The organism is Methylorubrum pseudosasae (assembly GCF_029504475.1).
GTDB lineage: Bacteria > Pseudomonadota > Alphaproteobacteria > Rhizobiales > Beijerinckiaceae > Methylobacterium > Methylobacterium extorquens.
On record NZ_JAQGDU010000002.1, the window covers coordinates 2,682,438 to 2,694,513 of the forward strand.

The following is a 12,076-nucleotide window of genomic DNA, read 5'->3' on the forward strand; positions in this document are numbered from 1 at the left end:
TCGGATCAGGCGGAGCGATCGTCCTCGGAGCCTGTCTTGCTTTCCCCGGAGGGTGAGTTGCCGCGCGCGGCCTCCTCGGCCTCGGTGCCGGCCCGCTCCATCGGTCCCGGTTGCGACTTCAGCTTGCCCGTCGCCGGGTCCTTGGGCGAGACCGCGGCCCCGCTGCTCTGGTCGCGCTGTTCGTCCGCCATGCTCAGCCTCGTCATCCGCGTGGAATCGTGACGGGGCAACGTGCGGCGCGCGGGGCGGTTCGCGTCCCGCCCTCCCCGCTCCTCCGCCGCCCGGCCCTAGACCGCGATGCCGTGCAGATCGTAGGCGTCGGCCCGCTCGATCTTCACGGTGACGATGTCGCCGGGCCGCACGGGACGGCGCGACGTGACGTGGACGCTGCCGTCGATCTCCGGCGCGTCGGCCTTGGAGCGGCCCCGCGCAACCGTCGGGCCCGCCTCGTCGATGATGACAGACAGGCGCTTGCCCACCTTCGCCCGCTGCAAGCGTAGCGAGACGTGGCTCTGTGCCTCCATGAAGCGGCGCTTGCGCTCGGCCTTCACCTCCGGCGGCACCAGCAGCCCGAGGTCGTTGGCGGTGGCGCCCTTGACCGGCTCGTACTCAAAGCAGCCGACGCGCTCGAGCCGCGCCTCGCGAATCCAGTCGAGCAGTTCCTCGAACTCGGCATCGGTCTCGCCGGGGAAGCCAACGATGAAGGTCGAGCGGATGGCCAGATCCGGGCAGATCTCGCGCCAGCGCCGGATGCGGTCCAGCTGCTTCTCCTGGTTACCCGGCCGGCGCATGCGCTTGAGCACCGAGGGGCTGGCGTGCTGGAGCGGCATGTCGAGATAGGGAAGGATCTTGCCCTCGGCCATCAGCGGGATGACCTCGTCGACATGCGGGTAGGGGTAGACGTAGTGCAGCCGCACCCACGCCCCGAGCTCGCCGAGTTCCTTGGCTAGATCGTAGAACCGGGCGCGCACCTCCCGATCGCGCCACGGGCTCGTGGCGTAGCGGGTGTCGATGCCGTAGGCGGAGGTGTCCTGCGAGACGACCAGCAACTCCTTCACGCCCGCTTTGACGAGCTTTTCCGCCTCGCGCAGCACGTCGCCCGCCGGGCGGCTGACGAGATCGCCGCGCAAGCTCGGGATGATGCAGAAGGTGCAGCGGTTGTTGCAGCCCTCGGAAATCTTCAGATAGGCGTAGTGGCGCGGGGTGAGCTTGACCCCCTGCGGCGGGATCAGGTCGAGGAACGGATCGTGGGCGGGCGGCACCGCCTCATGCACCGCGGCGACCACCGACTCGTAGGCCTGGGGGCCGGTGACGGCGAGCAGGTTCGGGTACTTCTCGCGGATCTCTTCCGGCTGCGCGCCCATGCAGCCCGTCACGATCACCCGGCCGTTCTCGGCCATGGCCTCGCCGATCGCGGCGAGCGACTCGGCCTTCGCCGAATCGAGGAAGCCGCAGGTGTTGACGATGACGACGTCCGCCCCGTCATGGCGGCGCGACAGCTCGTAGCCCTCGGCGCGCAGATGGGTGAGGATGCGCTCGGAATCGACGAGCGCCTTGGGGCAGCCCAGCGACACGAAGGAGATCCGCGGCGCGGCGGCGCCCTTGGTGTCCGAGGGAGAGGCGGTTGCGGTCATGACGGCCCGTTGGGGCGGCCCTCCGGAACGGAGGCCCGCGCATCCTGCATCGAGAGCGGTGGATGCGCCGATATAACGGCATTGGGGCGCTGTTGCGAGCGTGGCCGGTAGGATCGTCAGAAGCCCAGTTCGGCGTGCGAGCCGAGGCGCACCAATTGGAGCGTTTCCGTTCCTGCAAGCCGATAGATCAGCACCAGATCCGGCTTCACGTGGCAGTCCCGATGGTCGGCCCAGTTGCCGGTCAGGGCGTGGTCGCGCAGGCGCGCCGCCAGGGGGCGATCCGCGGCCAACTCGGTCAGCACCGCCGTCAGGTCGGCTTGAAGGCTCGCCCGGTGCCTGCCCTTCATCTCCCGCTTATAGTCACGCTTGAACTGCGTGGTTCGCTCAATCGTCCGCATCGAGATCGGCCATCAGCGCCTCGACGCTCGGTGAAGCCCGGAAGGTTACCGGACCGCGCCTCGCGGATGGCTGCGATGGTCGTTTCGTTGGGAACCAGAGGCTCGAAGGGAAGCGCCTTCTCGCGCGCGACGCGCACGAGCATCATGCGAACCGCATCGGAGACGGTCAGCCCCATGGCCTTGAGAACGGCTGTGGCCTCTGCCTTGGTGTCGGCATCGATCCGCGCCTGGATCAGCGACTTGGTCGGCATGGCGGCTCCTTGAGCTGCCTGACAGTGTCGTGCAGCGTGGAACGCGCTGCAAGCGCGTCCGGTGCGACTCTACGAGGCGAGGCCATGGTGGCCCCTCTCAGCTTTTTCTCTCTTTGCGGCGTTGAAAGCTAGAAGATATTATTTCACAGCGGCTTTGTACACGAGCCTCAGACAGCACTTCATCTTCGGGCTGAGCGGCTGCATACCCCGCCCGCGAGACCGGAACGCGGGAGCGATTGACGGGAGGGTGCCGCGCGCCCTTGGGTGAATTCCAATGAGCGCCGCACGAGGCATGACGGCCGAGCCCATGGTCTGGACCCGCGAGATTCCCTTCATCGACCCGGTCGCGGCCGCGGCGCGGCTCGCCCGGTTGCCCGGCCTCGCCTTCCTCGACAGCGCCATGCGGCACGATACGCTCGGCCGCGTCTCGGTGCTGGCCGCCGGCCCGTTCGCGCGGTTCCGCTACAGCGATGGTCGTGCCACCCTGGACGGGCGCGCGGTGCCCGGCTCGCCCATCGCGGCGTTGCGGGCCTGCCTCGCGCCCTACCGTCTGGCGCCCCGGCCCGACCTGCCCGCCATTCCGGGAGCGATCGGCTATTTCGCCTACGATCTCGGTGCGAGCCTGGAGCGGGTCGCGGCCCCGGCGCGCCGGGCGGGACTCACCGACGACATCGCCTTCAACCTCTACGACACCCTGCTCGCCGTCGATCATGGCCGTGGCACCTGCCTGCTGATCGCAACCGGCTTTCCCGAAGCCGATGGACCGGCCCGCGAGGCACGGGCGCGGGCGCGGCTTGATGCCTTCGCCGATTGGCTCGCCGCCCCGTCCGAGCCGCTGCCGAAATGGACGGGCGCCCGCCTCACATGGCGCTCGAACTTTTCGCGGCAAAGCTATGAGAACGCAGTCGAAAAGGTCCGCGACTATATCCGCGCCGGCGACATCTATCAGGCCAACATCGCCCAGCGTTTCGCCGCCGACCTGCCGCCCGGTTTCGACCCGTTCGCCTTCTACCGGCGGCTCCGCGAGACCAACCCGGCGACCTTCGGCGCCTATCTCGATTTCGACGGGCTCACCGTCGCCTCCTCCTCGCCGGAGCGCTTCCTCAAGTTGGAGGGGCGGGCGGTCGAGACGCGGCCGATCAAGGGCACCGTGGCCCGCGATCCCGATCCCGCCCGCGACGCCGAGATCGCCGCCGCGCTCCAGGCCAATCCGAAGGAGCGGGCCGAGAACATCATGATCGTGGACCTGCTGCGCAACGACCTGTCGCGGGTGTGCGAGCCGGGCAGCGTGCGGGTGCCGACCCTGTGCGGGCTGGAATCCTATGCCGGCATCCACCATCTCGTCTCGGTGGTGACGGGTACGCTGCGCGAGGGTTCGGATGCGCTCGACCTCATCCAAAAAACCTTTCCCGGGGGCTCGATCACCGGCGCGCCGAAGCTCAGGGCCATGGACATCATCACCGAGATCGAGACGGATGCGCGCGAGCTCTATTGCGGGGCGATCGGCGCGCTCGGCTTCGACGGATCGCTCGACACCTCGATCGCGATCCGCACCGTGTTCATGGCGAAGGGGCAGGCCGTGCTCCAGGCGGGCGGGGGCGTGACGCTGCTCTCCGAGCCCGGCCCCGAATACGAGGAGACGCTGACCAAGGCGGCCCGCGTCTTCGCGGCCTTCGAGGAGGAGGCGCCATGATCCTCGTCGTCGACAACTACGATTCCTTCGTCTTCAACGTGGTGCGCTATTTCGAGGAGTTGGGCGAGACCGTCGAGGTCGTGCGCAACGACGCGCTCGATGTGGCCGGCATCCGCGCGCGGAACCCGGAGGCGGTGGTGATCTCGCCCGGCCCCTGCACCCCGGCGGAGGCCGGCGTGAGCCTGCCGGCCATCCGCGAATTGTCCGGCGAGCTGCCGATCCTCGGCGTCTGCCTCGGGCATCAGGCGATCGGTGCGGCGTTCGGCGGCCGGGTCGAGCGGGCGGGCCGCCCGCTCCACGGCCACGCCACGCCGATCCGGCACGGGGGCGAGCGGCTGTTCGCAGGGCTGCCGCAGCCGATGCAGGTCGGGCGCTACCATTCGCTGATCGTGGCGCCGACGCCGGAGATGGAGCGCCACCTCACGGTCGATGCCGCCTCCGGGGAGGGGGAGGTGATGGCGCTGTCGCACCGCAGCCACCCGACCTGGGGCATCCAGTTCCACCCGGAATCGGTGCTGACCGAGAACGGCCACGCGCTGTTTTCCAACTTCCTGAAGGAGGCCCGTGCGTGGCGGGCGGCGGGCGCGCCGGAGCGGACGGACAGGCTCGCCGATGCTGTGGTCTAACGGGCGGCTGGTCGAGGGCGGCACCCTCCCCTTCGCCATGGGGGACCGTGGCCTGCTGCTCGGCGACGGCGTGTTCGACACCGCCCTGGCGATTCAGGGGCAGGTCGCCTTCGAGGCCGCCCATGTCGCCCGCCTCGCCGCCGCCGCGGAAGCGCTCGGCTTCGCGATCGCGCGGGAGCGGATCGTCGAAGCGATGCGCGCGCTGGCCAGCACCGCGCCGCTCGCGGCGATCCGCACCACGTTGACCCGCGGCCCCGGTCCGCGCGGGCTGGCGCCCCCGCCCGAGCCGAACCCGTTCCTGTTCGGCAGCGCCGCCCCGGCCCGCGCCGCCCTGTTCTTCGCGCCCTTGCGGCTGGCGCTCACGCAGATCGCCCGCAACGAGACCTCGCCGGCCGCGCGCCTCAAGACCCTCGGCTATCTCGATGCGGTGCTCGCCGCCCGCGCGGCGCAGGCGCAAGGCTTCGATGAAGCTCTGTTCCTGAACACGCGGGGCCGCGTGGCCTGCGCCGGCACCGGCAATGTTTTTGCGATTCTCGGGGGGACGCTCGTCACGCCGCCGCTGGAGGACGGCGTCCTGCCGGGTATCGTTCGGGCCGAGCTTGTTGCCAGGATCGCGCCGAGCCTCGGCATCGCGGTCGAAGAGCGCCCTCTCCTGCCCTCGGATCTGGCGGCGGCGGAGGCGCTGTTCGTCACCAACTCGCTGCGCCTGCTCGCCCCCGTGACCGCGCTCGGTGCGCAGCCCTATGACAGCGCCGGGCACGGGGCGGTTCGCAGCCTCTACGCGGCTTTGCGGGAAACCGTGGCGGCGGAGTGCGGCGTCGAGGCGGACGCCCTCGACCCGTAATCCCGTAATCCCGGGATCTCAGCCGAGCGCCGTGCTGGCGATGCGCCCGACCCCTGCTCGCTCCATCTGGTTCCAGGCCCGCGGCAGCGAGCCGTCGAGATCGATGCCGCGCACGGCATCCTCGATCACGAAGGCCTCGAATCCGGCGGCGCGGGCATCCAGCGCGGTCCAGAGCACGCAGAAATCGGTGGCGAGGCCGGCGAGGAACAGGCGGGTCAGGCCGCGCTCGGCGAGGTAGCCGGCCAACCCGGTGCGGGTCCGCCGGTCGGCTTCCATGAAGGCCGAGTAGCTGTCGATGCCGGGGTGAGTGCCCTTGCGGATCACCAGTTCGGCCCGCTCCGTCCTGAGGCCCGCGGCCAACTCGGCGCCGTGCGTGCCCTGCACGCAGTGCTCCGGCCAGAGCACCTGTTCACCGTAGGGCAGCTCCGTGGTGTCGAAGGGTGCCTTGCCCGGATGGCTCCCGTGGAACGAGGCATGCCCGGGCGGGTGCCAGTCCTGGGTCAGGATGACGTGAGGAACGCACGCGGCCAGCCGGTTGACCGGGGCGATGACGGCATCGCCGTCGGGCACGGCGAGCGCCCCGCCGGGCAGAAAATCGTTCTGCACGTCGATAACGAGCAGAACGTCGTGTTCGGTCAGTCTCATCGCCAAGTCCAGGGTTCCGAGGGACGACCTTCGCCCGTGACCGGAGATCACGGGCGAAGATCACCTTCTCCAGGTTGATCGCATTTTCTTCACGCGAACCGGCAACCACTTCGCTCGAAAATGCTCACGATCCCTCGGCGGGGCCGGGCAGAGCCCGGAATCCCTTCGTCCTAGGATACGAGGATCACGGCGTCATCACCGTCGTCCCGGTCGTCTGCCGCCCCGCGAGATCGCGGTGAACCTGCGCCGCGTCGGCGAGCTTGGCGCGGGCGTGGATCGGGATTTTCACCGCGCCGCTTGCCACCACCTCGAACAGCTCGGCCGCGTTGGCGTCGAGGCTTTCGCGGGTGGCGATGTGGGTGAAGAGGGTCGGGCGGGTGGCGTAGAGCGAGCCCTTGGCGGCGAGGATGCCGATGTCGAAGGCCTCGATCGCCCCGGAGGACGAACCGAAGCTCGCGAAGATGCCGAAGGGGGAGAGGCAGTCGAGCGAAGCGGGGAAGGTCGCCTTGCCGACGCCGTCATAGACCACCGGCACGCCCTTGCCCCCGGTGATCTCCTTTACGCGGGCGGCGAAATCCTCGTCGCGGTAGAGGATGACGTGGTCGCAGCCATGCGCGCGCGCCAGCTCCGCCTTCTCGGCCGAGCCGACGGTGCCGATCACGGTGGCGCCGAGATGCTTGGCCCATTGCGTGGCGATGAGCCCGACGCCGCCGGCGGCGGCGTGGAACAGGATCGTGTCGCCGGGCTGCACCCGGTAGGTCCGTCGCAGCAGGTATTGCGCGGTGAGGCCTTTGAGCATCATCGCCGCGGCGGTCTCGTCGGAAATCGAATCCGGTACGTGGACGACGCCCTTGGTGTCCACGGTCACTTCCTCGGCATAGGTGCCAGTGGCGCCGGCATAGGCGACGCGTTCGCCGACGCGGAAATCGGTGACGCCCTCGCCCAGGGCATCGACCACGCCCGCGCCCTCCTTGCCGAGGGTGAAGGGGAGCGAGGGCGCCTTGTAGGCGCCGGAGCGGAAGTAGATGTCGATGAAGTTGACGCCGACGGCGGTCTGGCGGACGCGGATCTGGCCCGGCCCCGGCTCGGGCGAGGGCACGTCCTCGTAGACCATCGCCTCCGGCCCACCGTAGGCGTGTACCCGGATCGCTTTCATCGCCGTCTCCCGCGTTCCCGTCTCGAACTACGGTCGAGATATCGGTCCGGCGGAGCCAGACAAGTGCCCCAAGGGGTTCCGAGCGGCTTATGCCCGAAGGACACCGGCCAATTGGGCACAAGCCAAGTGGGCGGGTTCGCCCGTCACTCCTCCCGGACCGCGACCTGCATGCCCATGCCCGCGAGGCAGCGCTCGATGCGCTGCGTGAGGTCGGGCGTCAGTTCGCGCACATGGACGTGCAGGGTGGCGGTATCCTCCGGGCTCACGATGACCCGATAGCGCAGGCCCTCATCCTCCATCTGGCGCAGCAGGTTGGTGCTTGCCGTGGTCATCGCCGCGATGTGCTGCGCGACCAGGTCGGGCCTCATCATACGCGGCCGCGCCGCCCGCCGGCCGTGCCGTCCGTTCCGGAGGTGGCGGGGATGGTGCTCCCGCTGCGCTGCGGCCTGACATCCTCGACGGGCGGAAACAGCCGCGCGAGGCCGCGCGCAACACCCGAGAGCACGGGATCCAAGGACGAGCCGAGCCGTGTCCGCTCGGACTCCGGCTGCGAGGTGATGAATGGCTTCATGGTACGCCCCCCTCGGACGTCAATGATGGTTCTGTCCCGGAGAGCGTGCGGCGAGAGCGCGCAGTTCCCTCAACATAAGTTGGCAATGCCGGGCGCGTGAATTGGTTTCATTTGAATTTGATCCCGCCACGCTTGGACGTCCGGCTGCTCCCGGAACCTCAGGGCCATCGCTTGAAGGCGTTGACCCTGGTTTCTTGCAGGCCTCATGCGCTGGCGCCCGGCTCCGCGGGCTGATGCATCCGCTCCGTGCGGCGCTCTTCGCGCCGCGAAGCCGCTTCTACGGCTTCGGGCAAGGTGCTGCTCGGACCCTCGGCCGCACTTGACCCCAGGCCGGCCGCACCTCTGTAGGAAGTCGGTCTTCGATCCTCGTTTTGAGGGCCCTTCCGAGAGCCCTTTTAGGAGTCTCCCGTCGTGACGGTCCCGGTGCAGACGTCCCCCGCCCGCCCCTCCGCCGCGCCGCCGCGCTTCACCGTGGCGGTTGTGGGTGCCGGGGCGGCAGGCCTTGCCGCTGCCCTGGCGCTCGCCCGCGACGGGGTGGAGACCGCGCTGGTCGGGCGTCACGCGCCGGTGGCGGACGGGCGCACCGTGGCTTTGCTCGACGGCTCGGTGCGGTTCCTGAGGGTGCTCGGCGCATGGGACGAGATCGCCCCGCATGCGAGCCCGCTCGCCGAACTTCAGATCGTCGACGACACCGGCAGCCTGTTCCGGCCGCCGCCCGCCCGCTTCTCGGCCGCGGAGATCGGCCTCGACGCCTTCGGCTGGAACGTCGAGAGCGCCCGCCTCGTGGAGACCCTTCGGCGTCAGGCCCGCACCACGCCGGGCCTCACCCTGTTCGAGGCGGATTCGGCCGGCATGCGTCTTGAGCAAGACGCAGCGGTGCTGGACCTGGAGGATGGGCGCAGCCTCGCGGCGCAACTCGTCGTGGGCGCCGATGGGGGCCGCTCGCCGCTTCGGGCGGCGTCTGCCTTGCGCACCCGCGAATGGTCCTACCCGCAGGCGGCGCTCACCACCCTGCTCGCCCACGAGCGGCCCCACCGCGACATCTCCACCGAGTTCCACACCCGCAACGGACCCTTCACCCTGGTGCCGCTCCCCGGCGGCTACCGCTCCAGCCTCGTCTGGGTTACGGCGGAGCCGGCGGCCAAGCGGCTCTCGGGGCTCGACGACCGGGATCTCGCCGCGGCGGTGGAGCATCAGGCCCGCTCGATGCTCGGCGCCATGCGGATCGATGGCCCGCGCGGCCTCGTGCCGATGCGCGGCCTCTCGGTGGAGCGGCCGGTGGCCGACCGCCTCGCCCTGATCGGCGAGGCCGCCCACGTCTTCCCGCCGATCGGGGCGCAAGGGCTCAATCTCGGCCTGCGCGATGCGGCGGCCGTGCGGGATGCGGTGTTCACCGCCCGCGAGGCGAACCGCGATCCGGGGGCACCAGCCTCGCTCGCGGGGTTCGGACGCAACCGGGGCGTCGATGCGCGGCTGCGGGGTGCGGCGGTGGACATGCTCAACCGCTCGCTGCTCACCGATTTCCTGCCCGTCGATGCCCTGCGGGGCCTCGGCCTCGTGGTGCTCGGGGCGATCCCGCCCCTGCGGCGCATCGTCATGCGCGAGGGCGTGCAGCCGCGGCTCGGCGCGCCGAGCCTGATGCGCTGATTCATTTCGGAGTTTCGGGGTGAGCGCGGGACGCGCGCCCAACGCCCCAAAAAATCACAAAATATCGCCGTAGAGATCGACCGTCTCGAAGCCGCGCGGGGCCAGCCGTTCGGCGAGCAAGCGGCGGTGGCAGCGGGCCGGATCGCGCTCGAAGCAGAGCAGGCAGATCGGTTGTTCCGCGGCGAGGTCGGCCAGGGCGTCGAGGGCGAGCCCGCCATCGGCGGTGTCGAGCACTTCCTCGCAATAGATCCGGCGCATCAGCCCGGCATCGTCGGCGCGAGCCGCCTCGCGGCCGGATTTCGGCGTGCCGAGACCCCGGAAATGCGCATAGCCGAGTCCGGCTTCCGTGAGACCCGCCTTCAGCGCGCCTTTCGAGAAACCGCGCTTGCGCGAGTTGGCCACCGCCCGCACGTCGGCGAGCAGGGACACGTCCGCCGCCTTCAGGGCCGCGTGCAGGCGCTCCGGCGTCAGGCCTTCGTATCCGATGGTGAACAGAATCTTGCGCATCGCCGGCTCAGGGAAAATTCAGGATCGACAACGTTTTAGATGGGGGCAGCCCGCCCGCCGGACAGCGTCGGCGGCGCGTATGTGCCTGCGGCGCAACGCCTTCCGGAAATCCGCCGCAATGCCAGCAAAGTTCTGTTAACCGGATCAAGGGCATCGAATACCCATTGAAGTCGCACGCAAGAAGTGGCGGGCCGTCGATGTCGCTGGACACCGAAATTTCCTCGAGGCTCGCACCGGCTCCGCGCGGATGGCTCAAGCGCGGGCTCGCCGCGCTGATGCTCTCCGGGCTCGCGGCCTGCGCCGCGCAGAACGACTTCTACCCCACCAAGGGTGATGCCAAGCCCCATCCCGGCGTCGCGCGGGCTAAGGGCCACCCGATCCAGGGCATCGACATCTCGAAATGGCAGGGGCCGATCAACTGGGCCTCGGTCAAGAGCGCGGGCACGCAGTTCGCCTACATCAAGGCGACGGAGGGCGGCGACCACGTCGACGAGCGCTTCCTCGAAAACTGGGACGGTGCGGGCCGCGCCGGCGTGCCGCGGGGCGCCTACCACTTCGTGTTCTGGTGCCGCTCGGCCGAGGACCAGATGGCGTGGTTCAAGCGCAACGTGCCGAACGACCCGACCGCCCTGCCCCCGGTGCTCGACGTGGAATGGAACGGCCACTCGGCGAAGTGCCCGAAGAAGCTGCCCAAGGCCCAGGCCCTGTCGATGATCCGCTACATGCTGGACGAGATGGAGGCCTATACCGGCAAGCGGCCGATCATCTATACGGACATCACCTTCCACAAGGACGTGCTGGAAGACGAGCTGCCCGACTATCCCCACTGGGTCCGCTCCACGGCGGCCGAGCCCGAGCAGCGCTACGCCAACCGCAAGTGGATGCTCTGGCAGTTCACCTCGACCGGGCGCGTGCCCGGCGTGCGCGGCGACGTCGATCGCAACGCCTTCTACGGCAGCCCGACCGAGTGGGCCTCGTTCCTCGCCACCGATTGCGACCCGCGGGAGCATCGGCGCCTGTCGAGCCAGGGCCTCTGCACCGGCAAGTAGGCGGGCAAGCAGGCGAGTAAGTGGGGCGAGGCGGGGAACGGAAGGAGCCGCCGGTCGCGGCTTCCGTCCTCGGATCAACGCATCCTCTGTGGTGTGACCGTTCTTCGCGCTTGCTTCCAGGCGCGCGATACGACGTGGCCGTGACCTTGCCCGTGGCCTGATTTTTTTTGTGTTCAACCTGCGATATGTCTACTTGTAGACAGACTGAGCGGCAACCGTTGCGCTAGGAGCCGGCTCGGCGACCAGACGGACTTCGAGTTGTACATGCCTTCGGCCACAGAGCGCTGCTTTGAAGGCAATCTGCTCCTGAACTGTCTGAGCCCTGAGGATCGCGGCCTGCTTCTGCCCGATCTGGAGCGGCTGGAATACCAGCGCGGCGAGACGCTGTTCGCCGCCGGCCGCGAGGTGGATTTCATCACCTTCCCCCTCGAGCAGACCGTGGTCACCCTGCTGATCTCGATGATCGACGGGCGCAGCGCCGAGACTGCCACGATCGGCCGCGAGGGCGCGGTGGGAGGCGTGGTCAGCAATGGCGGCCTGCCCGCCTCGACCCATGCCCTGATCCAGATCGCCGGTCCGGTTCTGCGGATGGACTCGGTCCGGCTTCAGGAGGCCAAGCGCCGCTCGGAATCCCTGCGCAACCTGTTCACCCGCTACTCCGACTGCCTGCTCGCGCAGGTGCTGCAATCGGTCGCCTGCAACGCCCTCCATCCGATCGAGGAGCGCTGCCTGCGCTGGCTCCTGACGCTTCAGGACCGCCTCGACAACAACGTTCTGCCGATCACTCAGGAATCGCTCGCCGCGATGCTCGGCGTGCAGCGCACCTATCTCACCCGCATCCTGCGGATGCTGCAGCAGCAGGGACTGATCGAGGTCGGGCGCGGGCGCATCACCGTCGTCAACCGGGCGGCGATCGAGGAGGTCGCCTGCGAGTGCCATGCCTGCGTCAAGCGCCATTACGAGACCGTGCTCGGCGCGGTCTACAGCCCGAGCGGGCGCCTCATCGCCATCGAGCCGCCCGAATAGAGCATCGTTCCGCAAGGTGAATTCCGGCT

General features: G+C 69.3%; 15 protein-coding genes. 6 read left to right on the forward strand and 9 right to left on the reverse strand.

Translation table 11 applies throughout. The features are described from left to right. Positions 1 to 5: 5 nt before the first annotated feature. From M2437_RS13515 to M2437_RS13530, 4 genes are all read right to left on the reverse strand, one after another. Positions 6 to 191, reverse strand: a complete 186-nt coding sequence (locus M2437_RS13515) for a hypothetical protein (protein WP_003605874.1) — start codon at positions 189 to 191, stop codon at positions 6 to 8. Between the two features lie 96 nt (positions 192 to 287). Next, positions 288 to 1,634 carry a 30S ribosomal protein S12 methylthiotransferase RimO gene (gene rimO, locus M2437_RS13520; RefSeq protein WP_253387707.1) on the reverse strand — a complete coding sequence of 449 codons (1,347 nt, stop codon included), beginning with the start codon at positions 1,632 to 1,634 and terminating at the stop codon, positions 288 to 290. A gap of 116 nt (positions 1,635 to 1,750) precedes the next feature. Further along, positions 1,751 to 2,032, reverse strand: coding sequence for a type II toxin-antitoxin system RelE/ParE family toxin (locus M2437_RS13525; RefSeq protein WP_003605878.1), 282 nt, complete (start codon positions 2,030 to 2,032; stop codon positions 1,751 to 1,753). Further along, entirely contained in the window at positions 1,978 to 2,283 is a 306-nt protein-coding gene (locus M2437_RS13530) for a type II toxin-antitoxin system RelB/DinJ family antitoxin (RefSeq protein ID WP_499006797.1), read from the reverse strand. Before M2437_RS13530 ends, M2437_RS13525 begins: the two co-directional genes overlap by 55 nt. A gap of 292 nt (positions 2,284 to 2,575) precedes the next feature. Between M2437_RS13530 and pabB the strand changes: the two genes are divergently transcribed. The 3 genes from pabB to M2437_RS13545 are packed head-to-tail and all read left to right on the forward strand — an operon-like array spanning position 2,576 to position 5,446. Then, entirely contained in the window at positions 2,576 to 3,976 is a 1,401-nt protein-coding gene (gene pabB, locus M2437_RS13535; RefSeq protein WP_253387708.1) for an aminodeoxychorismate synthase component I, read from the forward strand. Further along, complete coding sequence (locus M2437_RS13540) at positions 3,973 to 4,602, forward strand: anthranilate synthase component II (protein ID WP_253387709.1); 630 nt, start codon at positions 3,973 to 3,975, stop codon at positions 4,600 to 4,602. Before pabB ends, M2437_RS13540 begins: the two co-directional genes overlap by 4 nt. Continuing rightward, positions 4,589 to 5,446, forward strand: coding sequence for an aminotransferase class IV (locus tag M2437_RS13545; protein ID WP_253387710.1), 858 nt, complete (start codon positions 4,589 to 4,591; stop codon positions 5,444 to 5,446). Before M2437_RS13540 ends, M2437_RS13545 begins: the two co-directional genes overlap by 14 nt. An 18-nt stretch (positions 5,447 to 5,464) precedes the next feature. Here M2437_RS13545 and pncA read toward each other — a convergent pair whose 3' ends face one another. From pncA to M2437_RS13565, 4 genes are all read right to left on the reverse strand, one after another. Next, positions 5,465 to 6,091, reverse strand: a complete 627-nt coding sequence (pncA, locus tag M2437_RS13550; protein WP_253387711.1) for a bifunctional nicotinamidase/pyrazinamidase — start codon at positions 6,089 to 6,091, stop codon at positions 5,465 to 5,467. A 184-nt stretch (positions 6,092 to 6,275) separates the two neighbouring features. Further along, positions 6,276 to 7,247 (reverse strand): quinone oxidoreductase family protein, encoded by a 972-nt coding sequence (locus M2437_RS13555; RefSeq protein WP_015952174.1) that lies wholly within the window; start codon positions 7,245 to 7,247, stop codon positions 6,276 to 6,278. Positions 7,248 to 7,390: 143 nt separating this feature from the next. Further along, a complete protein-coding gene (locus M2437_RS13560) occupies positions 7,391 to 7,615 on the reverse strand; it encodes a hypothetical protein (RefSeq protein WP_245438772.1) in 225 nt (74 codons plus the stop codon). Beyond that, on the reverse strand, positions 7,615 to 7,818 hold the full coding sequence (locus M2437_RS13565; RefSeq protein WP_253387712.1) for a hypothetical protein: 204 nt from the start codon (positions 7,816 to 7,818) through the stop codon (positions 7,615 to 7,617). Before M2437_RS13565 ends, M2437_RS13560 begins: the two co-directional genes overlap by 1 nt. A 411-nt stretch (positions 7,819 to 8,229) precedes the next feature. Here M2437_RS13565 and M2437_RS13570 point away from each other — a divergent pair, with 411 nt between their 5' ends. Continuing rightward, on the forward strand, positions 8,230 to 9,465 hold the full coding sequence (locus M2437_RS13570) for an FAD-dependent monooxygenase (RefSeq protein WP_253387713.1): 1,236 nt from the start codon (positions 8,230 to 8,232) through the stop codon (positions 9,463 to 9,465). A 54-nt stretch (positions 9,466 to 9,519) separates the two neighbouring features. On the opposite strand, the gene M2437_RS13575 is transcribed toward M2437_RS13570, so the two are convergent. Then, on the reverse strand, positions 9,520 to 9,972 hold the full coding sequence (locus M2437_RS13575) for a DUF488 domain-containing protein (protein ID WP_253387714.1): 453 nt from the start codon (positions 9,970 to 9,972) through the stop codon (positions 9,520 to 9,522). Positions 9,973 to 10,169: 197 nt separating this feature from the next. On the opposite strand from M2437_RS13575, the gene M2437_RS13580 reads away from it, so the two are divergent. Beyond that, on the forward strand, positions 10,170 to 11,021 hold the full coding sequence (locus M2437_RS13580) for a glycoside hydrolase family 25 protein (RefSeq protein ID WP_003603787.1): 852 nt from the start codon (positions 10,170 to 10,172) through the stop codon (positions 11,019 to 11,021). A gap of 264 nt (positions 11,022 to 11,285) precedes the next feature. Then, entirely contained in the window at positions 11,286 to 12,047 is a 762-nt protein-coding gene (locus M2437_RS13585; protein ID WP_012255086.1) for a Crp/Fnr family transcriptional regulator, read from the forward strand. Positions 12,048 to 12,076: the final 29 nt, after the last annotated feature.